We start from the raw sequence: 23,698 nt of genomic DNA, 5'->3' as shown, positions 1-23,698 counted from the left end.
TGCCGAGATGGCAACAATGCCCGCTTCGCTCAGTCCTTCGCCCGCTCCACATAAGCGCCATCCGCCGTCATCACCACGACGCGGGTGCCGGGCGCGATGTGCGGAGGCACGGTGGTGCGCACGCCGTTGGAAAGCACGGCCGGCTTGTAGGACGACGATGCCGTCTGACCCTTGGTCGTCGGCTCGGTCTCGACCACTTCGAAGGTGGCGCGCTGCGGCAGCACCAGGGCGATCGCGATGCCGTTGAACTGTGACACCTGCACCGGCATGCCCTCCTTCAGATAGGGCGCCGCGTCGCCGACCACGGCTTCCGACACCGCCACCTGGTCGTAGGTTTCCGGGTTCATGAAGTGATAGCCTTCGCCGTCGGCGTAAAGGAAGGTGTGCTCGCGCTCCTCGACATAGGCGCGCTCCACCTGTTCGGTGGTGCGATAGCGCTCGGATACCTTCACCCCGTCGCCGATGCGGCGCATGTCGAGCTGCGTCACCGGCGTGCCCTTGCCTGGGTGGATGTTTTCGGCAAAGAGGATCACATAAAGCTTGCCGTCCTTGTCGACGACATTGCCTTTGCGGAGCGAACTGGCGATGACTTTCACCACGGTTTTAAATCCTGCGAGAGTTGACTGGCGTTTGCCGGCTTGTGCGGCGCTGGATGGGGGCCTAGCGCATCTTGGCGCGAACCGCCAGCCCCCTCGGCGAACCGAAGCGCGCTGATGACCGCCGCGTCGCCCTGGTGGACGCCGCATGTCCATGCCGACCGCCGTCCGCGCCTGATGCTGCGCAATGGGCTGACGGCTGCCTTTCGCGACTGGTTCGCCCGCCACGACTTCATCGAGGTTGAGACCGCGGCGCTGCAGGTCTCGCCCGGCAACGAGGCTCATCTGGCGGCCTTCGCTACCGAAGCGGTCGGGCCGGATGGCGCCCGCTCGCCGCTTTATCTCCACACCTCCCCCGAATTCGCCTGCAAGAAACTGCTCGCTGCCGGCGAGCGGCGCATTTTCAGTCTGGGTTCGGTTTACCGCAACCGTGAGCGCGGTCCCTTGCATCATCCCGAATTCACCATGCTCGAATGGTATCGGGTGGGCGAGACGTATGAGAGCCTGATGCGCGACTGCGCCGATCTGCTGGCGATGGCCGCGACACGGGCAGGGGCCACGCACTTCTCTTTCAGGGGCCGCGAGTGCGATCCGTTTTCCGAACCGGAGCGGCTGACCGTGGCGGACGCCTTCAGCCGGCACGCCGGGATACGTCTGCTGGCAACGGTCGCGCCCGACGGCGGCACGGACCGGGACGCGCTGCATGCCGCTCTGATCCAGGCCGGCCTGCGCACCGCGCCTGACGACAGCTGGGCGGATTTGTTCAGCCGCGTGATGGTGGAAAAGATCGAGCCCAATCTCGGCCTCGGCCGCGCGACCATTCTTTGCGAATACCCGGTCGTCGAGGCGGCGCTGGCGCGGCCGAGCCCGAGGGATCCGCGCGTCGCCGAACGCTTCGAGCTCTACTGCTGCGGCGTCGAGCTCGCCAACGGCTTTGGCGAACTGACCGACGCGGCCGAGCAGCGCCGGCGCTTCGTCATCGAGATGGACGAGAAAGAGCGCGTATATGGTGAGCGCTACCCGCTGGACGAGGACTTTCTCGCCGCGTTGGCCATCATGCCGCAGGCCAGCGGCATCGCGCTCGGCTTCGATCGGCTGGTGATGCTGGCGACCGGCGCGCGGAAGATCGAGGACGTGATCTGGACTCCGGTCGCGGCATCTTGAATGAGGTGCTGCCGCCCCTCCGATCTCAATGCGCGAAAACCTGCTCAAGAGAGCGAAAACCCTTGAATTCCAAGGCGTTGCCAGAGGGATCGCGGATAAACAATGTCGCTTGTTCGCCGGGCTCGCCCTTGAAGCGGACCATCGGCCGCTCCAGCCAGTCTATGTCGTCGCGCGCTTCCAGCCGCTTCGCCAGGCGCTGCCAGTCGTCCATCAAGAGCACAGCGCCGAAATGCGGGATCGGCACCAAAATGCCGTCGACCTTGCCGTCGCTTGCAGCTTGCGCGGCCTGCGGCCGCAAATGTGCCGACATCTGGTGGCCGTACAGGTCGAAATCGACCCAGGTCGCCGACGAGCGGCCGATCGCACAGCCCAGTACGTCGCCATAGAAAGTTCGGGTTTGATCGAGATCACGGACTGGAAAAGCAAGATGGAAAGGCGTCATGGCGAGGCTCCAGATAGGCAAAAACTGCGACGTCCGCTCTTTGCGGGCGCTTCGATGGCGATTTGGTCGCGACATCCTGATTGGCCTTCTGCCATTGCACAAGCGGCAGTGGAACAATAGATGGTGCGGCAGCACCTGCCTTCCGGACAGGCTGAAGAAATAGGATCAAGTGCATGACCGACAAGCTCGACGCCGCGAAATTGACTGACCGCGTCGCGGCCCTGGTCGAGGCCGCCAAACGCGCTGGCGCCGATGCAGCGGACGCCGTCGCGGTGCGTGGCCGCTCGACCGGTGTTTCGGTACGGCTTGGCAAAGTCGAAAACACAGAGGCGTCCGAGGGCGACGACGTTTCGCTGCGGGTCTTCGTCGGCCAGCGTGTGGCCAGTGTATCGGCCACCGCCGCGTCCGATCCGAAGGCCCTTGCCGAGCGCGCCGTCGCCATGGCCAAAGTGTCTCCCGAGGATCCCTACCAGGGTCTTGCCGACCCCGCGCTGCTCGCCAGACAGACGCGCGATCTGGACCTGTTCGATGCAACCGAAGTGTCGGCAGACCAATTGAAGGAGGCGGCCCTCGCGGCCGAGGCGGCGGCTCTCGCCGTCAAGGGCGTAACCAATTCGGCCGGCAGCAATGCCAGCGCCGGCCTGGGCGGGCTGGTTCTGGCCACCTCGCACGGTTTTGTCGGCCAGTATGTCGCCTCGCGCTTTTCGCGCTCGGCCAGCGTGATTGCCGGCGAGGGCACGGGCATGGAACGCGACTATGAATTCTCCTCGCGCCAGCATTTTGCCGATCTCGACGCGGCCGAGGATATCGGCCGTCAGGCCGGCGAACGGGCCGTGCGTCGCCTTGGCGCGCGCAAGGCGGCGACCGGATCGGTCGACGTGGTGTTCGACCCGCGCGTCGCGCGCGGCATTGCCGGCCATATCGCCGGAGCCATCAACGGCGCTTCCGTCGCGCGAAAAACCTCGTTCCTGCGCGACATGATGGGCAAGCAGGTGGCGGCTTCCGCCATCACCGTCACCGACGAGCCGCTGCGGCGCCGTGGCCAGGCCTCGCGCCCATTCGATGGCGAAGGCGTCGAGGGCGAGAAGCTCCTGATGATCGAAAAGGGCGTCCTGAATCACTGGTTCCTGTCGACATCGGCGGCCCGGGAGCTCGGCCTCGTCACCAACGGGCGCGGCGCGCGCGGCGGCTCTTCCGTCTCGCCGTCTTCCACCAATCTTGCCATCGAGCCAGGCGAAAGGTCGCCGGAAGACCTGATCGGCTCGCTCAAGAGCGGCTTCTACGTCACCGAAGTGTTTGGCCAGGGCGTCGACTTGCTCACCGGCGAATACAGCCGCGGCGCCTCCGGCTTCTGGATCGAAAATGGGGCGCTTGCCTATCCGGTCGCCGAAGTCACCATCGCCTCGAACCTGAAGACGATGTTCCTCAACATGGTGCCCGCGAATGACCTTGATCGCAATTTCGGCACCGCCGCCCCGACGCTCCTGATCGAAGGCATGACCCTTGCCGGAGCATGAGCTGACCACCGCCGGTGCCGATCTGGACCTGCCGCTGCTGCGCGACGCCGCCCGCGAGGCGGGTCTTATCGCGATGCGCTACTTCGGCAACAATCCGCAGGTCTGGATGAAGGGCGGCACCTCGCCGGTCAGCGAAGCCGATCATGCCGCCGATGCGTATCTGCGCCAGACGTTGCTTGCGGCACGGCCGGATTATGGCTGGCTGTCGGAAGAGACGGCCGACGACCCGGCGCGGCTTTCGGCGCGCCGCACCTTCGTTGTCGACCCGATCGACGGCACGCGCGGCTTCCTTGAAGGCCAGCGCGCCTGGTGCGTCAGCGTCGCCGTCGTCGAGAATGGCCGCACGCTTGCCGGCGTGCTCGAATGCCCGGCGATGGACGAGACCTATTCCGCGCTGCCAGGCCAGGGCGCATTCCGCAACGGCAAGCGCATTGCGGTGCGCAAGCCAGGCGACAAGCCCGAGATTTCCGGCCTGAAGCAGTTGATCGACCTGATGCCGGCCGGCTGGCAGGAGCGGCTGCAACGGGCGCCCTACAGCCCTTCGCTTGCCTACCGCCTGGCGATGATCGCCAACGGCACGCTCGACGGCACCTTCGTCAAGCCGAACGCGCATGACTGGGACATTGCCGCCGCCGACCTCATCCTGCGCGAGGCAGGTGGCCAACTGCTCGACCCGCACGGCCACGCGCCGCTCTATGCCGGCGAGGTGACCCGCCACGGCGCGCTCGCGGCCGGCAGCGGCGATCTGCTGGCGGTGCTGGTCGACGTCATTGCCGGGCTGGATGGCTGAAAGCGTTTTCGAAGGTTTCAAAGTCGGCGGCTTTGGTCTAGACCTGTCACAAACTCACGATATGTGAAGGATCGACATGGCCGCGGAAGACGGAAAGAAACAGCTTTTGCATCTGGTGTTCGGCGGCGAACTGAAGAAGCTTGGCGGCACCGAGTTCCGCGATCTCGATGCGCTCGACATCGTCGGCGTCTATCCGGATTATCAATCCGCGCACACGGCGTGGAAAGCCAAGGCGCAGGCCAGTGTGGACAATGCCCATATGCGTTATTTCGTCGTTCATCTGCACCGTTTGCTGGATCCCGATAGCAAGGCCGCCGGTTGACTTCGATGGAGCATGATCTGGCGAAAGAGCCAGCCGGCGAGGCCGCGCCCACGGGCAGGGGCCGCAGCCGCACGACCAAGGCCTTCTGGCGCAGGATTCGCGAACCGCTCGCGCAGTCGCGATTCGTCAAGAACGCCATTGCCAGCCTGCTCGCGCAGTTCGTGCGGCTGGTTCGCCTGACCAGCCCCCTGGTCGCCGGATCGGCGCGCTTTTCGGGCGGCGCCTATGCCGAGTTCGAGCCGGGGATCATTGCTCTATGGCATGGCCAGCACCTTTTGACGCCGGCCTATTATCCCAAGCGCAAGCCGCTGGTTGCCATGGTGTCGCGCAGCGCCGATGCCGAGCTCAACGCCCTGATGCTGGAGAAATTCGGCATCGAGGCGGTGCGCGGTTCGGGTGGGCGCGACAATGCCAGGCATCTCGACAAGGGCGGGGCCAAGGCGCTCATCGCCCTCAAAAAGTCGCTCACATCAGGCAAGAACGTCGCCATGATCGCAGACATTCCCCATGGTACCCCGCGCGATGCAGGGCTCGGTATCGTTCTCCTGGCTCGCCTCTCCGGCCGGCCGCTGCTGCCCGTCGCCATCGCCACCAGCCGCCGCAAGGTGCTGGAAAAGAGCTGGGACAAGACCACCATCAACCTGCCCTTCGGCCGCTCCGCCGTGACCATCGGTGCGCCGATCTTCGTGGCGGCGGATGCCGATGACGCCGAAATGGAGCGCAAGCGCCAGGAAATCACCACGGCCCTCAATGCCGCGACCGCCGAGGCCTACCGCCTCGTGGACGGTCCGCGATGAGCGGCCGCTGGGCCCGCACGATGTTGTCGGCATACCGCTTTGCCGGCGCTGCCGCCTATCCGCTGGTCGGGCCTTACGTCGCCTGGCGCACCTCGCGCGGCAAGGAAGACCGCAATCGCCGCCGCGAGCGCTACGGCGTCGCCGGCCGGCCGCGCCCCGAGGGCCCGGTGATCTGGATCCACGCCGCGAGCGTCGGCGAGACCTTGGCCGTCGTGCCGCTTGTCGAAAGCATCCTCGACTATGGCGTCAACATCGTGCTGACGACCGGTACGGTCACCTCGGCCCAGGTCGTCGACGAGCGGCTCGGCGATCGCATCATCCACCAATATGTGCCACTCGATCTGAAGCCGGCGGTCAGCCGCTTCCTCGATCACTGGAAACCCGATCTGGCGATCATCGCCGAATCCGAGATATGGCCGATGACCATCCTCGAACTCGGTGCCCGCCACGTGCCGCAGGTGCTGGTCAATGGCCGGCTCTCCGATCGCTCCTTCACGTCTTGGAAGAAGCGGGCCAACATCGCCGAGGCCCTGTTCGAGAATCTGGCCCATGTAGTTGCCCAGTCCGACGTCGATGGCGAGCGTTTTCGGGCGCTCGGCGCCCGGCCGGTCACTGTGTCGGGCAATCTCAAGGTCGACACCAACCCGCCGCCGGTCGACTTGCGAGCGCTTGGCACATTGCAGCGGCAGATCGGCGATCGCCCGACCTGGGCGGCGATCTCGACCCATGATGGCGAGGAAGTGGTCGCCGCGGAAGTTCACGCGACGCTGCACAGGCGTCACCACGGGCTTTTGACGATCGTCGTTCCGCGCCATCCCGATCGGGCCGAAGCCCTTGCCCTGCAGATTTCCGGCATGGGCCTTAAAGTCGCCCGGCGCAGCAAGGGCGACCGTATCGGAGGCGATACCGATGTCCTGCTTGGCGATACGATCGGCGAAATGGGCTTGTATCTCCGGTTGACCGAAATCGCTTTCGTCGGCCGCTCGCTGACCTCCGAAGGCGGCCAGAATCCGCTTGAGCCGGCCATGCTCGACACCGCCGTTCTCGCCGGGCGCAACGTGCAGAATTTTCGCGAAGCCTATCAGCGCCTGCTCGACAGCGGCGGCGCCAAGCTGGTGCGCGACCGCGACATGCTGGCCGGCGCCGTCAATTTCCTCCTGACCAACGAAGTGGCGCGCCACGAGATGATGGCGGCGGGGATCGCGACTGTCGATGAGATGCGCGGCGCACTGGCACGCACGCTCAAATCGCTCGAACCCTATATCCAGCCGCTGGTGGTCAAGGCGCGCCTAAAGGGCGCCAACGGGCGTTAAAATGGCCTCCGAAGCACCGCCATTCTGGTGGGAAGAGCCGGACTGGAAGGTCCTGGCGCTGTCGCCGTTATCGGCTGTCTACGCGCTGGTCGCCGGTCGCGGCATGCGGCGGGCCCGGCGCGAGAAGATCCAGGCGCCGGTTCTGTGCGTCGGCAATTTCACCGTCGGCGGCACCGGCAAGACACCGGTGGCGATCGCACTCGCCCAACAGGCCCAGCGCATGCATCTGAAGCCCGGGTTCCTGTCGCGCGGCCACGGCGGTTCCTTCGCCGAGCCGCATGTCGTCGATGCCAGCCATGACAGCGCCAGGCATGTCGGCGACGAACCGCTGCTGCTGGCCGAACATGCCCCGGTGGCGGTGACGCCGAACCGTGCCGCCGGCGCCCGGCTGCTGCTGGAAAAACACGGTTGCGATTTCCTGATCATGGACGACGGCTTCCAGAGCGCGCGCATCCACATCGATTATGCGCTGGTCGTGGTCGATGCCCGCTACGGGATCGGCAATGGCCGCGTCATCCCGGGCGGTCCGCTCAGGGCCAAGATCGTCGACCAGTTGGTCTTCACCAGCGGGCTGCTGAAGATGGGCGAGGGCACGGCCGCCGACGCCGTGGTCCGCCGAGCCGCGCGTGCCGGCCGGCCGATCTTCGAGGCCCACACGGAGCCGAGAAGCACGGCCGGGCTTGCCGGCAAGCAGTTCCTGGCCTTTGCCGGCATCGGGCATCCCGAAAAGTTCTTCGACACGGTGCGTGACGCCGGGGGCGAAGTGGTGCTGCCCAGGCCCTTTCCGGACCATCACTTCTACGCCGAGGACGAGCTTACCGAACTGGCCGCGACGGCACGCGCCGAAGGCCTTGGCCTGATCACCACCGCCAAGGACGCCGTCCGGCTGCGTCACGGCGCTCCGCAGGACTTTCTCGACCGTCTCGACGTGCTGGAAATCGACACGGTGTTCGAGCTTGATCACATGCCCGAACGGATCATCGGGGAAACGCTCGATGCATGGCGGCAGCGCAAGCTGAGAAACTAAAGCTATTCCAGGAAGAGTGCGTAGCGGTTTTCCGTCCGCAATTGCGTAAACAAAGAAGGAGAGCGGTCAAATTCTATCAAACGCCGAGCCGCTCTAACTCCGTTTGCGCAACTCCGGATGCACCTCGATTTCGCGGCGCAGCGATGCGGTGGCGTTCACGTAGGGCTCCTGCCTGGCGACGCTCCAGTATTTCAGCTCGTCCAACGGGATGCTTTCGCCCGTCACGGCGCAGCGCACGAACGAGCCCGGGCTGGTGACCTGGAAATCGCCATCGAGATAGCGGATGCGGGCTTCCTTGCTGCCCGGGCCTTCGAAACGGTTCATCATGCAACGGCACTTGAGTTCATCGGGATTCAATCGCCATAAATCGTGGGCAAGGTCAAGCTTGGCGCAATGCTCATATACTATTGCGGTTCGGCACAATGGTTGTCAGGAAGCGCCATGGACATCGCCAATGCCAGCATGACGTCTTTGCTGAAAGAAGCGCTCATTCCCGAGCCGGTGCCTTCGCCCAAGGCCGATCCCGCGACCGCGGCTCTGGTCAAGGCGCTCGTCCAGCCGCAGGCGCCCGCGATCGTGCAATCGGCGCAGTTCGCCGCCCAGGCGCTGCAAGGCTCGCTACCGCGGCCGGCCGGTCAAACGTCGCAACGCCTGTCTTCCCCCGAGATCGAGGATGCCTACCGGGCCGTCATGGAACCTGACGCCACCCACCATGCATTGGCACAAGCCTCGATGGGTGGGGCAGGGCCGGACGCCGATCATGCTTCGCGCGGCTTCGCCCCGCCGCGGATAACGGCCAACGACAGCACCCCCAAACTGGCGGCGGCGCCGGCCCCGACCACATTCTCGCCGGCCGTCTCTGCCGCCGCGGTGCTGGTCGCGGCCAACGCCAACGCGCCGCAACCGCGCGGCGCCTCCATCCGTCCGGCGGGCCATGCTCCCCGATCCGAGCCAGTTCCTTCGTCGCTGTGGACGATATCGATCGTAACGGCCATCGTCTCCGCCGCAACCACCACGATCGTGCTTTTGCTGTTCCGTTAGTCTAGGCGAGTATCACGATCCGACAGCGGCCGTCACGCATGTCTCCGAGATGCGTCAGCGCCTAATCGTAATCCTGCAGGAAAGCTTCCAGCCTTGCCGAAGCAAGCCCGGCCTGTTCGGCAATGCGCCTGGCGAGATCCGCGGCGGCCGCGCGCGGCCGGCCAATCGGACGATCCAGCCAGTAGGAAACGGGATTGAGCGCGGTGCGACCGTCAACCGCGACGAGGCGGCCGGACTGTATCTGGTGCTCGGTGAGCGGCGGCCGCGCCAGCGCGATGCCGAGGCCATGAGCCGCTGCGTCGAGCACCAGATTGTAATCCTCGAAACGCCGATCTTGCGGGCGCGGCCGGTAGTCCATGTCCTGCGCGGCCAACCATGCGCGCCAGCCCGAAGCGTCGGAATCGTTGATCAGCGGGAATTTGAGCAACCGGGCCGGATCGCCGCTGCCGATCTCCCGTGCGAGGCCCGGCGAGGCGATCGGGAAGAGATATTCTTCGAACAGTTGCACCGAGACCCGGCCCGGGATGCGGCCGCGACCGCAGCGCACCGACAGGTCGATGCCTTCGTCGGCCAGATCGGCCTGGCGGTTGTCGACATCGAGCACGATGCGCAGGCGGGTGGGGTCGTTCTCCAGCGCCGCCATGCGCGGCATCAGCCACAGGCCGCTCACCGAAGGAATGGAGGCCAGGCGCACCACAGCGGTGCCGCGCGGCTCCACCCACCGGTCGGAATTGACCGAGATCAGCGCGAAGGCTTCGGTGGTCCTGAGATGCAGGCGATTGCCTTCGTTGGTCAGCGTAACGCCACGCGCGCCGCGCTCGAAAACCTTCAGGCCAAGCCAGTCCTCGAGTTTGGCGACCTGCCGGCTGACCGCGCCATGCGTGAGGTTGAGTTTTTCGGCGGCGGCCGAGAAGCTCCCCGTGCGCGCCGCCGCGTCGAAAGCGCGCAACGTCTCCAAAGGCAGCATGCTGTTCGAGCTGTGATCCATGCTCACAGGTGACCCTCGATTTGGTCGTTTGTCAATTAACCTGGAAAGGCGTTTCCTGCTCCCGAGACCTGAAGAATCCGAGGCACTGGGATGAGCACGACGACAGGCACATTGAATTCGACACAGCGGATGGACACCACGGCCGCCATCGCAGTGGCGCTGACCGTGATCGGCTGGGCCTCGGCCTTCCCCGCAATCCGGGCCGGGCTCGCCGCCTTTCAGCCGCTGGAGCTTGGCGCCCTGCGCTTTGCCATAGCCGCCGTGCCGGCTGCGATCTTCCTAGCCGTCAAGCGTCCGGCATTGCCCAGGATCGGCGATCTCTGGCGCTTCGCCTTTGGCGGCGCCATTTTCGTCGCGCTCTACACGGCGATGCTCAATTTCGGCGAACTGACCGTATCGGCCGGAGCCGCCGGCTTCATCATCAATGTCAGTCCCATCTTTACCGCCATCATGGCAATGGCGCTGCTCGGCGAGCGCTTCTCCGGCCTGGCCTGGATCGGTACGGTCATCTCCTTCGGCGGCATCGGCATCATCGCCGTCGCCGACGGGCACGGGCTTCATTTCAATGCCGGGGCGCTGCTGGTGCTTGGCTCGGCCCTCTGCTCGGCCGTCAACACCATCGTCCAGAAGCCGCTGTTTGCCCGTCATCATCCGCTGACGATCGCGGCGTCCAACATGGTGCTCGGCGCGCTCTGCCTGGCGCCCTTCCTGCCCGCCGCTCTCCAGCAGGCCGCTGTCGCCGACACCGCCGGCCTCGGCGCAGTCATCTATCTCGGCATCGTGCCGAGCCTGATCGCCTATGCGGCCTGGGCAACGGCCCTGTCGCGCCTGCCGGCGGCGCGTGCCTCGAACTTCCTCTATCTGGTCTCGCCGATGTCGGCCCTGATCGGCTTCTTCTGGCTGGGCGAGGTGCCGACGCTGCTCGGCATCCTCGGCGGCGCGCTGGCGCTGGGCGGTGTCATCGTGGTGAATTTGAAACGCTGATTCAAAAGCTTGCGATGTTTCCCTGACTCGTACCGGGAACCACTGATCTCATCGCCAGTTGACGGCTGCCGCAAGGCAAGGCAACTGTCACGCAGTCTTGGCGGATGGTCGACGCGGGGCGCTGCGAGGTCGGGATGGGAAGACGTTTTATCTCAACGGTCGTTTGCTTGTTGCTGCTTAACGCGAAAGCCGTCGCGGGTTGGTACCACGTGGAAAACTACGAGGGTTTCCTCGGCCCGTCTCCCATCCATTTCTCCATACAGACATATGATAGCTTGGGCAGCGCGCCAAAGGTCGATGGAAGCTACTTCTACGACGCGAAGCAAAGCCCGATTGCGCTGTATGGCACGGTCAGCGGCACCAAGTTCGTGCTTTGCGAGATCTCGGACGACAACGAATTCTATCGGATAATGGTGCAGGGGCCGAGACCCGCTGTCGATACCACAAGCTGCCCATTCTCCCTCGACCTCAATGGAAACGCTGTGACCGGAAGCTGGAGCAAGGGCACGGACAGATATCCCGTCACCCTCACGAAAGTAGCGAGCCTGGATGACACCGGCGATGCGAAGACCGATGGCACTGTCGAGATTTCCTTCTGGGCGCAGACAGCCACCGACAGGTTTTCGGGAATTTACACAGATACCAGCGCCGGCCTTTGCATGGAAAAAATGCGTGTCATCAAAAAGAGCAGCCGCAGGGTTGTCCAGGAAATTACCTTCCCCGATGACGACGTGTGCAGTGCCGGCATGCTGATGACGACCATCTACATGAACGTCGAGAGATGGGTGGAGCGAGGCAAGGACGTCATTTCCGTGAATTTTCGAGGCGGTGGCGCCGGAACCGCGGTCGATTACGTCTTCAATGGACGGACGGGGAAATATCAATGCAGGAAATGAGGGCTGGCCGCCGGGCAGCGCTTCAGCGCCGCCCGAACAGCCTTTCGATATCGGCCAGCTTGAGCTCGATATAGGTCGGGCGGCCATGGTTGCAGGTGCCGGATCCCGGCGTTGCTTCCATCTGGCGCAGCAGCGCGTTCATCTCCTCGGCCTTGAGCAGCCGCCCGGAGCGCACCGAGCCATGGCAGGCCATGGTGGCGGCGATCTTGTCCAGCCGTTGCTTGAGCGTCTCGACCGTGTCGTTGTCGGCAATCTCGTCGGCAAGGTCGCGGACCAATTGCTGGACGTTGGTCTCGCCGAGCATCGACGGCGTCTCGCGCACGGCAACCGCACCCGGTCCGAAACGCTCGATGCCGAGGCCGAAGCGGGCGAGCGTTTCGGAATGCATGGCCAGCCGTTCGGCGTCCTCCTCCGGCAGATCGATAATCTCGGGCAGGAGCAGCATCTGTGACGGCACCGGCCGCGCGTGCAGCGCGTTCTTCAGCGCCTCATAAACCAGCCGCTCATGGGCTGCGTGCTGGTCGACGATGATGAGCGAATCGTTGGTCTGGGCGACGATATAGTTCTCATGCACCTGCGCGCGCGCGGCCCCCAGCACCGCGCCGAGCAGCGTCTCCGCTGCCTCGCTCTGCCCGGCGCGCGCATCGGCGGTGGCAAGCGAGCCGGCATCGAACGCGGCTTGCTCATTTTCGCGAAATCCGCCCTGTCTGGCGCCGGTGCGTTCAAAGCCCGGGCTGTCGAATTGCATGTCGAGCGGACGCTGCGGCGAGCGCCTGGGATCGAAGCCGGCGGCGCCTGAAGCGCGATAGGCCGCGTCGTAGCTGCGATGGCCGTTGGCCGGGCCGGGATGCGCATAGGACGGGCTGCCCGGCCGGAACGCTGCCATCATCCCAGCGGCACCGGTGGTGGCCGAGCGGATGCCGGCATCGGCCAATGCTTGCCGGATCGCGCCGACGATCAGCCCGCGCACGAGGCCCGGATCGCGGAAGCGGACATCGGCCTTGGCCGGATGGACGTTGACGTCGACGATGGCCGGATCGAGCGAAACAAACAGTACCGTCACCGCATGGCGGTCGCGCGGCAGGACGTCGGCGAAGGCGCCGCGGATCGCTCCGGCGATCAGCTTGTCGCGCACCGGGCGGCCATTGACATAGGCATATTGCTGCAATGCGTTGGCGCGGGTGAAGGAGGGGATCGACACATGGCCGGTCAGGTGCACGCCTTCGCGCATCGCGTCGATGGCAATGGAATTGTCGGGAAAGTCGGCGCCCATCACCTGCGCGACCCGGCGCAGGCTGCCGTCCGCGCTATCCTCGGTGGCCGGCAGTTCCAGCGTCGTGCGGTCGGAACCGGCCATCGTGAAACGCACCGTGGGAAAGGCGATGGCGATGCGCTTGACGATGTCGCTGATGGCCGAGCTTTCGGCGCGTTCGCCCTTCATGAATTTCAGCCGTGCCGGTGTGGCGAAGAACAGGTCGCGCACCTCGACGGTCGTGCCGCGATTGGCCGCCGCCGGCCTGACGGGCAGGATGCGGCCGCCCTCGATGCCGATCTCGGCCGCGCTGTCGCCCGAGGCCGTGCGCGAGCGGATCGACAGCCGCGACACCGAGCCGATCGATGGCAACGCTTCGCCGCGAAAGCCGAGCGAGCGGATGTCGTTGATGTCCTCGGTGAGCTTGGAGGTGCAGTGACGTGCAATGGCCAGCGCCAGTTCCTGTTCGGGAATGCCAAGGCCGTCATCGGTGACGCGGATCAGGTTCAGCCCGCCACCCGATGTGACGACTTCTACCTTGCTGGCCCCGGCATCGAGCGCATTCTCGACCAGTTCCTTGACCACGCTCGCCGGACGCTCGATGACTTCGCCGGCGGCGATCTGGTTGATCATCGTTTCGGAAAGCTGGCGGATGGGCATGGGGGTATTATAAGCGGATTCGTCTCATGCGGGAGGGGAGAATTGCCAGGGTGGATCAGTTTGCAGCGCGGATTTCGCGCACGCCCTTGCGAAGCCGCCGACGCAACAGATTGCGCAACGTCACCCCGTCGCCGTAGCCGACCTTGGCGGCAATCTCATCGACACTATCGGATGTGGTCTTCAACAAATGCACAGCCTGCTCGACGCGCAGATCCTGGAAATAGGATAGCGGCGTCTTGCCAAGTACGTCGTTGACCCGCCGCGACAGCGTCCGCTTGCTGGCACCCAGCGCCGCCGCTGCTTCGTCGAGATTGAAACCGGCGGCGAGATGGCCGCGCGCCCAGCGCTCGAAACGTTCTACCAGCGGGTTCGAATGGGCGAGGTGGTCGGAGATTGCATAGGCCGATTGCAACGGCCGGCTGTCGACGATGAGGTATTTCGCAGTCAGCGCGGCGAGCTCGGGACTGGTCTGGCGGATCACCATCAAAGCGAGATCGATATGGCCGAGCGCCGCACCCGCGGTTGCTAACTGCCCATCATTGATCAGCATTCGCGAAGCATCGAGCCGCACTTGCGGGTAACGTTGCCGGAACATCGGCGCCAGCCACCAGGTTGTGGTCGACGGCCGCCCATCGAGCAGGCCGGTCTCTGCCAGCACAAACGTACCGATGCAGGCAGCACCAATGCGCGCGCCGGCTTTGGCCGCGTCACGCAAGGCCACGACCGCCTCAGCGACATCCGGCCTGAGCAGCGCCTTGCCGAGCGGATCAGGCATCTTCTGGCCGAGTGCCGGAATGAGAAGCCAGTCCGGCGCCGGCTCACTGCCGATTGCCGACATCGGAACCTGCAGGCCTTGCGCCGTCAGCGCCCTGTCCCTGACGCCGACAATGGTTGTGCTGAAGCGGGCGGGCGGCTCCGGCAGCAGGCCCGCCAGTTCGTTGGCGGTGCCGAAAACGTCAAGCACCGTAGCGAGGCCGGTGTCAAAGGCGCCATCGAGAACAAGCACGGAAATGTTCATGGCAAGAATTATATCAAAGATGTCATTTTTGCCAATACGATTTTCACGCCATTCCTGCGAGGCTTGAAATCGACGGCCGGTTCGGCCGCACGAATACCAACAGGAGGATTGAGATGATCAAGCTCGCGCTGTTCGCACGTTTCGAGGCCAAGCCCGGCAAGGAGAAGGACGTCGCCGCATTCCTGAGCGAGGGATTGCGGATGGCCAACCAGGAGGCGAAGACGCCGATCTGGTTCGCCCTTCGGCTTTCGCCAAGCGTCTTTGGCGTCTTCGATGCCTTTCATGATGAGACAGGACGCCAGGCGCATCTCACCGGCGAGATTGCCAAGGCACTGATGGCCAACGCCGAAGCGCTGTTCGTCGGCCCCCCGACTATCGACAAAATCGACGTGCTCGGGCTGAAGAACGACGGCTCGGTCTGATCTCTTTCAGCACGCGAACGCAATCCGGTCATGCGCCGGATTGCGCCACGCATTTACGCTTGCGCCAGCAGCCAATCCCTTACCTTGCGCGCATTGTCGCTGAGCTCGCGGTTCTTCGGCCAGACGACGTAGAAAGCCGTGCCCGTCTTCATGACGTGATCCGTCACCGGCACCAGCAGTCCGGTCGACAGCAGCCGTTCGACAAGGTGGCGCCAGCCGAGCGCGATGCCTTGCCCTTCCATGACCGCCTGGATCACGATCGCATAGTCATTGATGCGCAAGCCACGCTCCGCATTGCGGAGGCTGGTTCCGGCCGACCGGAACCATTCGTCCCAGTTCGGAGCCTCGCGATAGGGCTCCTCAAGATGAATGAGGCGGTGTGTCGCCAATTGCTCCACGGTCTCCGGCTGGCCGAATTTCGTCAGATAGCTGGGACCCGCGACCGGAAAGATCTCTTCGTCGGAGAGCGATAGCGAGTGGTAGTCCGGCCAGTCGCGTGGCACGCCTCCGCGCACGGCGAGCGGAATGCCTTCCGCGATGATGTCGAGATCTCGGTCGCCGGTCTGGATGCGCAGATCGATGCCCGGCAGTTCGTCGCGGAACCGCTGCAGGCGCGGCATCATCCAGAACGAGCCGAAGGCCGTCGAGGCGGCGAGCGTCACATGGCCGCCAGTCGCCTGCAGACGCAGGTCCTCCGCCGACTTGCGGATGTGGGAAAGGCCGAGCGAGACGTCGGCATGGAAGCGCTCGCCGGCCTCGGTCAGGCTGACCTGGCGGTGGCGGCGCTGGAATAGCGTGGCGCCAAGCTGTTCTTCCAACCCGCGCACGGCATAGGAGACCGCGGCCTGCGTCATGCCGAGCTCGCGCCCGGCGGCGGTGAAACTCGACAACCGGCCGGCTGCTTCGAAGACGACAAGGCTGCCGGCGGAGGGCAAGAGATGGCGCAGGCTTCGCATAAGCTCAGCTTATACAAGAGATCAGGATTTTCCAGCGTCACAGTCGAATTTCACCTCGCTAAGTTGACCGGGATCGAAGAGATGGAGGCTCCATGAACGCGCCGGCCGCTGAATTGACCGAGCAAACCCATCGCCGTGGTGGTGGCCGTCTCGGGCGCAAGGCGATGAGGAGCGCGCCGATTGCCTCGTTCCCGACCCTGGTGCGCCAGATTCCGGTCTATGAGATCGTTCCCGATGAGGCGGTGGAACTGATCCACGAGGAATCGCTCAAGATACTCGAAGAAGTGGGCTGCGAATTCCGCGACGACGGAGCCATCGAGCTCTGGAAGGCGGCTGGCGCCGATGTCAGGGAAACGCGCGTGCGCATCGACCGCGCGCTTCTGATGGAGCTCGTCTCGAAAGTTCCATCGGAATTCACGCTCAATGCACGCAATCCCGAGCGCACGGTCCGCGTTGGCGGCAAGAACTCGATCTTCGTGCCCATGTATGGCGCGCCGTACATACGCGACCTCGACAACAACAGGCGCTACGGCACGCTTGCCGACCTCAACAATTTCCACAAGCTTGCCTATATGGCGCCGGCGCTGCATTCCTCGAGTTCGGTCATCTGCGAGCCGATGGAAATCGCCGTGCCGAAGCGGCATCTGCACATCATCCATTCGGCGCTGAAACATTCCGACAAGCCGTTCATGGGCATCGTGACCTCGAAGGAGCGCGCCGAGGACACGATGGCGATGGCTGCAATCGTCTTCGGCGAGGAGTTCGTCCGTGAGAACCCGGTGCTGGTGGCGATCACCAACTGCAATTCGCCGCTGGTCTGGGACGCCACCATGATCGATGCGATGCGGGTCTATGCAAGTCACAACCAGCCGCTGATCCTGGCGCCGTTCGCGCTCTGCGGCGCCTCGACCGCGGCATCGGCCGTCGGCGCGGTGGCGCAGGTCAATGCCGAGGCGCTCGCGGGCGTGGCCCTGACCCAGCTCATCCGTCCCGGTTCGCCCCAGATCTACGGCCAGTTCATGGTCACGGTCGACATGAAGACCGGCGCTCCCATGGGCGGCACGCCGGAGGCCGCCCAGATGATGTACTTGATGGGTGCGCTGGCGCGGAAATACAAACTGCCGTGGCGCACGTCGGGCTTTCATGTCGGCTCGAAGCTCAACGATGCCCAGGCTGGCTACGAGGCGAACATGCTGATGCATGCGGCCATCCTCGCCGGCGCCAACTACATCTGGCATTCGGCCGGATGGCTGGAAGCGGGTCTCACCTGCGGTTACTCGAAATTCGCCACCGACTGCGAACAGCTTGTCGGCTGGTACAAATATGCCGGCGGCCTGCCTTTCGACGATTTCAAGGAAGCGATGGCGGCGATCCGCGAGGTCGGGCCGCAGGGCCATTTCCTCGGCACCCAGCACACGCTAGAGCATTTCGAGAAGGCTTTCTTCATGCCTAGCATCATGGACTTCAACTCCTACGAACAATGGAAGGCGGAAGGGGCGAAGGACCATGACACGCGCGGCCGCGAGAAGGCGCGCAACATGCTCGCCGACTATGAGGAGCCGAAACTCGACGAGGGCATCGCCGACGGTCTCAAGGATCTGATCGCGCGGCGCGAGGAACAACTGCCTGACAGCGTCAGTTGAAAAAAGCAGGCAAAGACCTCACGGGAACAACAAGGGGAGAATGACATGACGATTTTCAGAAGCAACGGCGACCGTGTGCCGCCCGCAATCGAAGCGATGGCAGCGGAAGCGAAGGCGGGTCGCATGGACCGGCGCGAGTTCCTGGCGCTGGCCAGCGCGCTTGGTGCGTCAACGGCATTTGCCTATGGCATGATCGGCCTCGTCGCGCCGACGCAAGCTGTGGCCGAGGAACCGAAGAAGGGCGGGACGCTGCACATCTCGATGGCGGTGAAAGCGCAGAAGGATCCGCGCACTTACGACTGGGTGGAACTGGCCAACATCTCGCGCAGCTGGCTGGAGCCTCTGGTGCGCTACACCAAGCAATTCACCTTCGAGCCGGTGCTGCTCGAAAGCTGGGACATCAACGACGACGCCACCGAATACACGCTGCATGTGCGCAAGGGCGTCACCTGGAACAATGGCGATGCCTTCGGCGCCGATGACGTGGTCCACAATGTGACGCGCTGGTGCGAGAAGGGCGTCGCCGGCAACTCGATGGCGGCCCGCGTCGGTGCGCTGATCGATGCCAAGACCGGCAAGGCCAGGGACGGCGCCATCACCAAGGTCGACGACAACACGGTCAAGCTGAAGCTCAGCGAGCCCGATATTTCGCTCATTCCCAATTTCACCGATTATCCGGCGCTCGTCGTGCACCGCAATTTCGACGCCGATGGCGCCGATCCGATCAAGAAGCTGATCGGCACGGGAGCGTTCGAACTGGTCTCTTACGACGTCGGCCAGAAGGCGGTGGTCAAGCGCCGCGAGAACGGCAAATGGTGGGGCGGCGAGGCGCCGCTCGACGGCATCGAATTCATCGACTACGGCACCGATTTCAACGCCACTGTGAACGCGTTCGATTCCGGTGAAATCGACCTCAACTTCGAGTCGCCCGCCGACTTCATCGACATTCTCGACAAGATGGGGCTGCAGAAGTCGGAGGTCGCGACCGCCACCACGCTGGTTGCCCGCACCAACATCACGCACAAGCCCTACGACGATCAGCGGGTTCGCAATGCGCTGCAGATGGCGGTCGACAACAACGCGGTGCTGCAGCTCGGCTACAACGGCCGCGGCACGGTCGGCGAGAACCACCATGTCAGCCCGATCCATCCCGAATATTATGCCCTGCCCAAGAAGGAGCGCGACGCCGCCGGCGCCAAGAAGCTGATGGCGGACGCCGGGCAGGCCGACTTCGAGCACGAGCTGATCACCATCGAGGACGACTGGCAGAAGAACACCGGCGACGCGATCGCCGGCCAGCTGCGTGACGCCGGCATCAAGGTCAAGCGCACGGTGCTGCCGGGCTCGACCTTCTGGAACGACTGGACCAAATATCCCTATTCGATGACCATCTGGTACATGCGCCCGCTCGGTGTCCAGGTGCTGGCGCTGGGATATCGCACCGGCGAGGCCTGGAACGAAACGGCCTATTCCAATCCCGATTTCGACGCCAAGCTCAAGCAGGCGCTGTCGCTGATCGACGTCGCCAAGCGCAAGGAGGTGATGAAGGATGTCGAGCAGATCCTGCAGGACTCCGGCGTCATCATCCAGCCGTTCTGGCAGAAGCTCTACAGTCACACGAACAAGAAGGTAAAGAACTACGGCGTCCACCAGACCTTCGAAATGGACCTCCAGAACGTCTGGCTGGACGCCTGACGCCAGAGGTTCAGCCACACAGCGCCGGCGCTCCGTTGCGCCGGCGCAATGCTGCCGATGGGGAGAGAATTTGCATGCCCGGCCGGGTCTTCAAACGTTTGTTCGAGCCGGCCACCTTGCGTGGCAAAACATTGCGCAACAGGATCGTGTTTGGAGCCCATACGGCGAACATGGCCGAGAACGGGCTGCCGACCGAACGCCATGTCGGCTACTACGCGGAACGCGCCATCGGCGGCGCCGGCATGATCGTGGTCGAGCCGATGCCCGTGCATCAGGCCGCCGTGCTTACCCGTGGCAATTTCAGCCCTTCCGATGACCGCGTCATCCCGCATTTTCGCAAGGTGACGGAGGCGATCCGCGGTAACGGCGCCGTCGCCATCCAGCAGCTCTATCATGTCGGTCAGCACGCGGACGCGGACAACTCGTTTCACCCCGGTTGGTCGCCGTCGGGCCTGCCGAGCTACCACGATTCCGACGGTTCGCATCGGATGTCCGAAGCCGAGATCGAAGAAACGATCGACGGCTTTGTCCAGGCCGCGCGCCGTTGCCACGAGGCCGGCTTCGACGGCGTCGAGGTCTGGGCGGCGTACCATTCGATGCTGGACCAGTTCTGGACACCCTGGTCGAACCGCCGGGACGACCGATGGGGCGGCAGCCTCGAAAATCGCACCCGGATGAGCCGTGAGGTGATGACCAGGATTCGCCGGGAATGCGGCGATGATTTCATCATCGGTCTGGCAATCAATGATGAGCCCGAAGTCGAAGTGGCGCTGAAGCGCGAAGCGCTGGCCGAGATCATCGACCTCCACGACCGCGACGCCTTGATGGACTATGTCACTTGCGGGACGGGTTCCTACTTCGATTTCTACAAGATCATGCCGACCTTTGTTTATGCGGAAAAGCTCGGTGCCGACCTGGCGTCCGTGCTGAAATCCACCGTGCGCCACGCGTTGATCACCGCCGAGAGCCATATCCGCACGCCCGAGAACGCCGAGAGCGTGCTGAGCGAAGGCCACGCCGATCTCGTTTCCATCGTGCGTGGGCAGATCGCCGATCCGCATCTGGCTGCAAAGGCTGCCGCCGGCCGGCCGCAGGACATTCGAGGCTGCCTGTCCTGCAACCAGATGTGCTGGGGCCGGCGCAGCCGTGACTACTGGATCAGCTGCGTCATCAATCCTTCCGCGGGGCGGGAATGGGAGTGGGGCGGCGACCGCTTTGCTCCGGCCGGCCAGCCGAAGCGCGTACTGGTCGTCGGTGGCGGCCCGGCCGGTCTCGAAGCGGCGCGCGCCGCCGCCGAGCGCGGCCATCGCGTCACGCTAGCCGAGGCATCCGACCGCCTTGGGGGGCAGTTCCGTCTTGCCGGACTGCAGCCGCGCCGTGCCCAGATTCTGGACCTGATCGACTGGTACGAGCGCCAGCTCGGCCAGCTCCAGGTCGACATCCGCTACGGGCAGTATGTCGAAGCTGACGATGTCGAGCGCGAAGGCGCCGATCACGTGATCGTCGCGACCGGGTCGATGCCGCCGGACGGCGCTTTCCAGCGGGCCTTGCCGCACTGGGAGAGCATTCCGGGCGGCGGTCCGGTGCTCTCGGCCGAAGCGGTGATGGCGCGCGAGGCGAGGCCGGGAAAAAATGTTCTCTTGCTGGACGATGGCGGCAATTGGAAGGGCTGCGGCACCGCCTGGAAACTCGCCGAGGATGGTCACAATGTGACGCTTGTGACACCGGACGCCCTGGTCGGCAAAGAGCTTCAGCGAATGGCCGTCGATACGCCGCTGCGACGGGCACTCGCCAAGCTGAAGGTGCGGTTTTGTGACCGAGAGCGCCGTCGTTCATTGGGACGGCAGGGCGGCCAGGATCGCTTCGCTGCTCGACGGGACCGAGCAGCAGGTCGAGGCCGACGCTTTGGTCTTCGCCGCAACCAGCATGGCGCGGGACAGCCTCTCCATCGAGCTCGAAAGGCGCGGAATTGCGCATACCTCCATCGGCGATTGCACCGCCTCCAGACAGGCGGCCTTTGCCATTCATGACGGGCGCAAGGTGGCGCTTGGTCTTTGACCATCGCGAAAGGTGCCATACCAGGCAAGGCATGAACGGGGCTAATGTCTGAATGCGTATCAGGGCGATCAAGGTCTATCAGGTGCTTCTGCCTGTTAAAGGCGGNCTCCATCGGCGATTGCACCGCCTCCAGACAGGCGGCCTTTGCCATTCATGACGGGCGCAAGGTGGCGCTTAGTCTTTGACCATCGCGAAAGGTGCCATACCAGGCAAGGCATGAACGGGGCTAATGTCTGAATGCGTATCAGGGCGATCAAGGTCTATCAGGTGCTTCTGCCTGTTAAAGGCGGCGCCTACCGGATGGCCAGCGACACCGTGCAGAATTTGGACAGCACGCTGGTTGAAGTCACCACTGAGGATGGACTGTCAGGGTGGGGTGAGACTTGCCCGATCGGCCCTGTTTATCAACCTCAGCATGCTCTGGGCGCGAGAGCGGCAATTGCTGAAATAGCGCCGGGACTCATCGGCGAGGACACAGCGTCCATGCGCCGCCTCGCCAAACGAATGGACGAACGGCTGAACGGTCACAACTATGCCAAGGCGGCCTTGGACATAGCTCTCCTCGACCTCGCCGGCCAGCGGCTGGGCGTCCCTGTTTCAACACTTCTCGGCGGTGCGCTCACCGATCGCGTGCCGTCATACTACTCGACGACCGTCGGTGCTCCGGACGAGACCGCGCGTATTGCCGCCGACAAGGTCAATGCCGGATATCCACGGCTTCAGATCAAGATCGGCGGGCGGGATCTCGAACAAGATGTCGCCACTGTGCACAAAGTATGGGAGGCGGTTGGCTTCAAGGCTCGGATAGCCGTCGACGCCAATCGCGGTCTGACCGCTGCCGCGGCGCTGCACATCGATCGGCTTTGCCAGGCAATCCCGTTCGCGTTCGAACAGCCTTGCAACACCATGGAGGAAGTCGCTGGTCTCAAAGGACGCGTTACGCATCCGATCTATCTCGATGAGAGTACCGAGGATTTGAATGCCGTGCTTCGGGCAGTTTCGTCAGGGATCGCGGACGGATTCGGATTGAAGGTCACTCGCCTTGGTGGTCTCACCAAAATGGCCACGGTCCGCGACCTGTGTGCGATACGATCTCTTCCGCACAGCTGCGACGATGCCTGGGGCGGAGACGTCATCGCCGCGGCATGCGTCCACCTCGCCGCTACCGTCGAGCCGAGACGTTTTGAGGGAGCCTGGATCGCCCAGGAGTACATCGAAGGGCATACAGATCCCGCAAACCCGATCGTGATCGAGAACGGGCATATACGCGTCCCGCAGATCCCAGGGCTCGGTGTCAAGCCTGAGCGCTCCCAACTCAACGCGCCGATCGCCACTTTCGGAGACTAAGGATCGTTGGATTTGATCTATGCAAGCAGACGCGCCGCCCGGAGGCTTCATGGGCCGCAAAAAAGCCGATATGCACGATGCGTGATATTGATTGCTTTCCGCAGCCAAACATTCGGGGAAATCCATGAAACTGCTGCTCGCTGCCATCCTGTCGATTGCCGCACCAGCCGCGGCATTGGCCGGCCCGGCGTCCGACGCCGTGAAGTTCTTCTATGTCCCGCAGGTCAAGTTCGAGGCCGACGCGCAATACCGCGATCGCTTCACCGAGCCGGTGACGAAACTGTTCGACCTCAACGACCAGGCGACCAAGAAGAATCCGGACCAGGTCGCCTGTATCGACTTCGACCCCGGCCTCGACGCGCAGGATTTCGACCAGAAGGCCCTTTCCAGGACATTGAAGCTGTCCGAAACGGTGGAGGGCGACACGGCGCAGGTGATTGCGAGTTTCAGTCTTTTTCCGGAAGGAGACGATTCGCAGCGCGAAATGCACTGGTCGCTGAAGAAGGTCGACGGCAAGTGGAAGATATCGGACATTGCATCGAAGACCAGCGACTGGACGCTGAGCCAGCTCGAGTGCATGGCGGGCCAAGATCCGGAGTGATGGGATGGCCGGTCGCACGCTTCTTTTGTTCTCGGCCATGTGCCTGCTGGCGGCGGGCTTGAACGGCGCAGCTGCTCAGGGGCTGTTGGGCGCGCCGCCGGCAAAAGCTCCGGCCGGGACCGCGCCCGACAGCGTGACGCCGCAGGCAACCACGCCTGGCGGCGCCGCG

At 64.1% G+C, this 23,698-nt stretch carries 22 protein-coding genes and 1 pseudogene; 16 read left to right on the top strand and 7 right to left on the bottom strand.

The features are described from left to right. Positions 1-29: 29 nt before the first annotated feature. Positions 30-599 carry an elongation factor P gene (efp, locus tag X742_RS144455; RefSeq protein WP_023782984.1) on the bottom strand — a complete coding sequence of 190 codons (570 nt, stop codon included), beginning with the start codon at positions 597-599 and terminating at the stop codon, positions 30-32. Positions 600-713: 114 nt separating this feature from the next. Between efp and epmA the strand changes: the two genes are divergently transcribed. Then, on the top strand, positions 714-1,760 hold the full coding sequence (gene epmA / locus X742_RS144460; protein ID WP_023774536.1) for an EF-P lysine aminoacylase EpmA: 1,047 nt from the start codon (positions 714-716) through the stop codon (positions 1,758-1,760). A gap of 25 nt (positions 1,761-1,785) precedes the next feature. Here the strand turns inward: epmA and X742_RS144465 are convergent, their stop codons facing one another. Then, positions 1,786-2,202: a VOC family protein gene (locus X742_RS144465; protein WP_023774535.1), complete on the bottom strand. Its 417-nt coding sequence runs from the start codon at positions 2,200-2,202 to the stop codon at positions 1,786-1,788. A gap of 173 nt (positions 2,203-2,375) precedes the next feature. Here X742_RS144465 and X742_RS144470 point away from each other — a divergent pair, with 173 nt between their 5' ends. From X742_RS144470 to lpxK, 6 genes are all read left to right on the top strand, one after another. Further along, positions 2,376-3,719 carry a TldD/PmbA family protein gene (locus X742_RS144470; protein WP_023774534.1) on the top strand — a complete coding sequence of 448 codons (1,344 nt, stop codon included), beginning with the start codon at positions 2,376-2,378 and terminating at the stop codon, positions 3,717-3,719. After that, positions 3,706-4,509: a 3'(2'),5'-bisphosphate nucleotidase CysQ gene (locus tag X742_RS144475; RefSeq protein ID WP_023774533.1), complete on the top strand. Its 804-nt coding sequence runs from the start codon at positions 3,706-3,708 to the stop codon at positions 4,507-4,509. Before X742_RS144470 ends, X742_RS144475 begins: the two co-directional genes overlap by 14 nt. A 76-nt stretch (positions 4,510-4,585) precedes the next feature. Further along, complete coding sequence (locus X742_RS144480; protein ID WP_015318348.1) at positions 4,586-4,831, top strand: DUF4170 domain-containing protein; 246 nt, start codon at positions 4,586-4,588, stop codon at positions 4,829-4,831. A gap of 5 nt (positions 4,832-4,836) precedes the next feature. Next, positions 4,837-5,628 carry a lysophospholipid acyltransferase family protein gene (locus X742_RS144485; protein ID WP_023774532.1) on the top strand — a complete coding sequence of 264 codons (792 nt, stop codon included), beginning with the start codon at positions 4,837-4,839 and terminating at the stop codon, positions 5,626-5,628. Then, positions 5,625-6,941 carry a lipid IV(A) 3-deoxy-D-manno-octulosonic acid transferase gene (gene waaA, locus X742_RS144490; protein WP_023774531.1) on the top strand — a complete coding sequence of 439 codons (1,317 nt, stop codon included), beginning with the start codon at positions 5,625-5,627 and terminating at the stop codon, positions 6,939-6,941. The genes X742_RS144485 and waaA overlap by 4 nt, the downstream gene beginning before the upstream one ends. 1 nt (position 6,942) lies before the next feature. Further along, positions 6,943-7,968, top strand: a complete 1,026-nt coding sequence (gene lpxK / locus X742_RS144495; protein WP_023774530.1) for a tetraacyldisaccharide 4'-kinase — start codon at positions 6,943-6,945, stop codon at positions 7,966-7,968. A 93-nt stretch (positions 7,969-8,061) separates the two neighbouring features. Here the strand turns inward: lpxK and X742_RS144500 are convergent, their stop codons facing one another. After that, complete coding sequence (locus X742_RS144500) at positions 8,062-8,295, bottom strand: DUF2093 domain-containing protein (protein ID WP_023774529.1); 234 nt, start codon at positions 8,293-8,295, stop codon at positions 8,062-8,064. A 114-nt stretch (positions 8,296-8,409) separates the two neighbouring features. On the opposite strand from X742_RS144500, the gene X742_RS144505 reads away from it, so the two are divergent. Further along, positions 8,410-9,009, top strand: a complete 600-nt coding sequence (locus X742_RS144505) for a hypothetical protein (RefSeq protein ID WP_031248390.1) — start codon at positions 8,410-8,412, stop codon at positions 9,007-9,009. A gap of 61 nt (positions 9,010-9,070) precedes the next feature. On the opposite strand, the gene X742_RS144510 is transcribed toward X742_RS144505, so the two are convergent. Further along, on the bottom strand, positions 9,071-9,997 hold the full coding sequence (locus X742_RS144510) for a LysR substrate-binding domain-containing protein (protein ID WP_023774527.1): 927 nt from the start codon (positions 9,995-9,997) through the stop codon (positions 9,071-9,073). A 90-nt stretch (positions 9,998-10,087) separates the two neighbouring features. Here X742_RS144510 and X742_RS144515 point away from each other — a divergent pair, with 90 nt between their 5' ends. Together X742_RS144515 and X742_RS144520 are read left to right on the top strand one after the other, a co-directional pair. Beyond that, a complete protein-coding gene (locus tag X742_RS144515) occupies positions 10,088-10,981 on the top strand; it encodes a DMT family transporter (RefSeq protein ID WP_023795561.1) in 894 nt (297 codons plus the stop codon). Between the two features lie 104 nt (positions 10,982-11,085). After that, positions 11,086-11,877, top strand: a complete 792-nt coding sequence (locus X742_RS144520) for a hypothetical protein (RefSeq protein WP_023774525.1) — start codon at positions 11,086-11,088, stop codon at positions 11,875-11,877. Between the two features lie 22 nt (positions 11,878-11,899). Here the strand turns inward: X742_RS144520 and mutL are convergent, their stop codons facing one another. Both mutL and X742_RS144530 read right to left on the bottom strand, forming a co-directional pair. Beyond that, positions 11,900-13,789, bottom strand: coding sequence for a DNA mismatch repair endonuclease MutL (mutL, locus tag X742_RS144525; RefSeq protein WP_023774524.1), 1,890 nt, complete (start codon positions 13,787-13,789; stop codon positions 11,900-11,902). 55 nt (positions 13,790-13,844) lie between these two features. Continuing rightward, a complete protein-coding gene (locus X742_RS144530) occupies positions 13,845-14,807 on the bottom strand; it encodes a helix-turn-helix domain-containing protein (protein WP_023774523.1) in 963 nt (320 codons plus the stop codon). 113 nt (positions 14,808-14,920) lie between these two features. On the opposite strand from X742_RS144530, the gene X742_RS144535 reads away from it, so the two are divergent. Further along, complete coding sequence (locus X742_RS144535) at positions 14,921-15,229, top strand: antibiotic biosynthesis monooxygenase (protein WP_023774522.1); 309 nt, start codon at positions 14,921-14,923, stop codon at positions 15,227-15,229. Between the two features lie 53 nt (positions 15,230-15,282). Here the strand turns inward: X742_RS144535 and X742_RS144540 are convergent, their stop codons facing one another. Then, a complete protein-coding gene (locus X742_RS144540; RefSeq protein WP_023774521.1) occupies positions 15,283-16,185 on the bottom strand; it encodes a LysR substrate-binding domain-containing protein in 903 nt (300 codons plus the stop codon). 92 nt (positions 16,186-16,277) lie between these two features. On the opposite strand from X742_RS144540, the gene X742_RS144545 reads away from it, so the two are divergent. The 5 genes and pseudogenes from X742_RS144545 to X742_RS144560 all read left to right on the top strand — a co-directional run bounded on the left by X742_RS144545 (position 16,278) and on the right by X742_RS144560 (position 23,529). Continuing rightward, on the top strand, positions 16,278-17,828 hold the full coding sequence (locus X742_RS144545) for a trimethylamine methyltransferase family protein (protein ID WP_023774520.1): 1,551 nt from the start codon (positions 16,278-16,280) through the stop codon (positions 17,826-17,828). A 45-nt stretch (positions 17,829-17,873) separates the two neighbouring features. Further along, positions 17,874-19,523 carry an ABC transporter substrate-binding protein gene (locus tag X742_RS144550; RefSeq protein WP_023774519.1) on the top strand — a complete coding sequence of 550 codons (1,650 nt, stop codon included), beginning with the start codon at positions 17,874-17,876 and terminating at the stop codon, positions 19,521-19,523. 74 nt (positions 19,524-19,597) lie between these two features. Further along, positions 19,598-21,581, top strand: a pseudogene (locus X742_RS04655) (FAD-dependent oxidoreductase). Positions 21,582-21,818: 237 nt separating this feature from the next. Next, positions 21,819-22,928 carry a mandelate racemase/muconate lactonizing enzyme family protein gene (locus tag X742_RS144555; RefSeq protein WP_023774517.1) on the top strand — a complete coding sequence of 370 codons (1,110 nt, stop codon included), beginning with the start codon at positions 21,819-21,821 and terminating at the stop codon, positions 22,926-22,928. A gap of 124 nt (positions 22,929-23,052) precedes the next feature. Then, on the top strand, positions 23,053-23,529 hold the full coding sequence (locus tag X742_RS144560; protein WP_023774516.1) for a DUF3828 domain-containing protein: 477 nt from the start codon (positions 23,053-23,055) through the stop codon (positions 23,527-23,529). Positions 23,530-23,698: the final 169 nt, after the last annotated feature.

The organism is Mesorhizobium sp. LNHC229A00 (assembly GCF_000502415.1).
Classification (GTDB): domain Bacteria; phylum Pseudomonadota; class Alphaproteobacteria; order Rhizobiales; family Rhizobiaceae; genus Mesorhizobium.
This window is presented reverse-complemented; position numbering and strand designations above follow the sequence as displayed.

Bases quoted from the DNA above. Each gene is read 5' to 3' on its own strand.
- epmA (WP_023774536.1), top strand. From the start codon at position 714: ATGACCGCCGCGTCGCCCTGGTGGACGCCGCATGTCCATGCCGACCGC.
- X742_RS144465 (WP_023774535.1), bottom strand. From the start codon at position 2,202: ATGACGCCTTTCCATCTTGCTTTTCCAGTCCGTGATCTCGATCAAACC.
- X742_RS144470 (WP_023774534.1), top strand. From the start codon at position 2,376: ATGACCGACAAGCTCGACGCCGCGAAATTGACTGACCGCGTCGCGGCC.
- X742_RS144480 (WP_015318348.1), top strand. From the start codon at position 4,586: ATGGCCGCGGAAGACGGAAAGAAACAGCTTTTGCATCTGGTGTTCGGC.
- X742_RS144485 (WP_023774532.1), top strand. From the start codon at position 4,837: ATGGAGCATGATCTGGCGAAAGAGCCAGCCGGCGAGGCCGCGCCCACG.
- waaA (WP_023774531.1), top strand. From the start codon at position 5,625: ATGAGCGGCCGCTGGGCCCGCACGATGTTGTCGGCATACCGCTTTGCC.
- lpxK (WP_023774530.1), top strand. From the start codon at position 6,943: ATGGCCTCCGAAGCACCGCCATTCTGGTGGGAAGAGCCGGACTGGAAG.
- X742_RS144500 (WP_023774529.1), bottom strand. From the start codon at position 8,295: ATGATGAACCGTTTCGAAGGCCCGGGCAGCAAGGAAGCCCGCATCCGC.
- X742_RS144505 (WP_031248390.1), top strand. From the start codon at position 8,410: ATGGACATCGCCAATGCCAGCATGACGTCTTTGCTGAAAGAAGCGCTC.
- X742_RS144510 (WP_023774527.1), bottom strand. From the start codon at position 9,997: ATGGATCACAGCTCGAACAGCATGCTGCCTTTGGAGACGTTGCGCGCT.
- X742_RS144515 (WP_023795561.1), top strand. From the start codon at position 10,088: ATGAGCACGACGACAGGCACATTGAATTCGACACAGCGGATGGACACC.
- X742_RS144520 (WP_023774525.1), top strand. From the start codon at position 11,086: ATGGTCGACGCGGGGCGCTGCGAGGTCGGGATGGGAAGACGTTTTATC.
- mutL (WP_023774524.1), bottom strand. From the start codon at position 13,789: ATGCCCATCCGCCAGCTTTCCGAAACGATGATCAACCAGATCGCCGCC.
- X742_RS144530 (WP_023774523.1), bottom strand. From the start codon at position 14,807: ATGAACATTTCCGTGCTTGTTCTCGATGGCGCCTTTGACACCGGCCTC.
- X742_RS144535 (WP_023774522.1), top strand. From the start codon at position 14,921: ATGATCAAGCTCGCGCTGTTCGCACGTTTCGAGGCCAAGCCCGGCAAG.
- X742_RS144540 (WP_023774521.1), bottom strand. From the start codon at position 16,185: ATGCGAAGCCTGCGCCATCTCTTGCCCTCCGCCGGCAGCCTTGTCGTC.
- X742_RS144545 (WP_023774520.1), top strand. From the start codon at position 16,278: ATGAACGCGCCGGCCGCTGAATTGACCGAGCAAACCCATCGCCGTGGT.
- X742_RS144550 (WP_023774519.1), top strand. From the start codon at position 17,874: ATGACGATTTTCAGAAGCAACGGCGACCGTGTGCCGCCCGCAATCGAA.
- X742_RS144555 (WP_023774517.1), top strand. From the start codon at position 21,819: ATGCGTATCAGGGCGATCAAGGTCTATCAGGTGCTTCTGCCTGTTAAA.
- X742_RS144560 (WP_023774516.1), top strand. From the start codon at position 23,053: ATGAAACTGCTGCTCGCTGCCATCCTGTCGATTGCCGCACCAGCCGCG.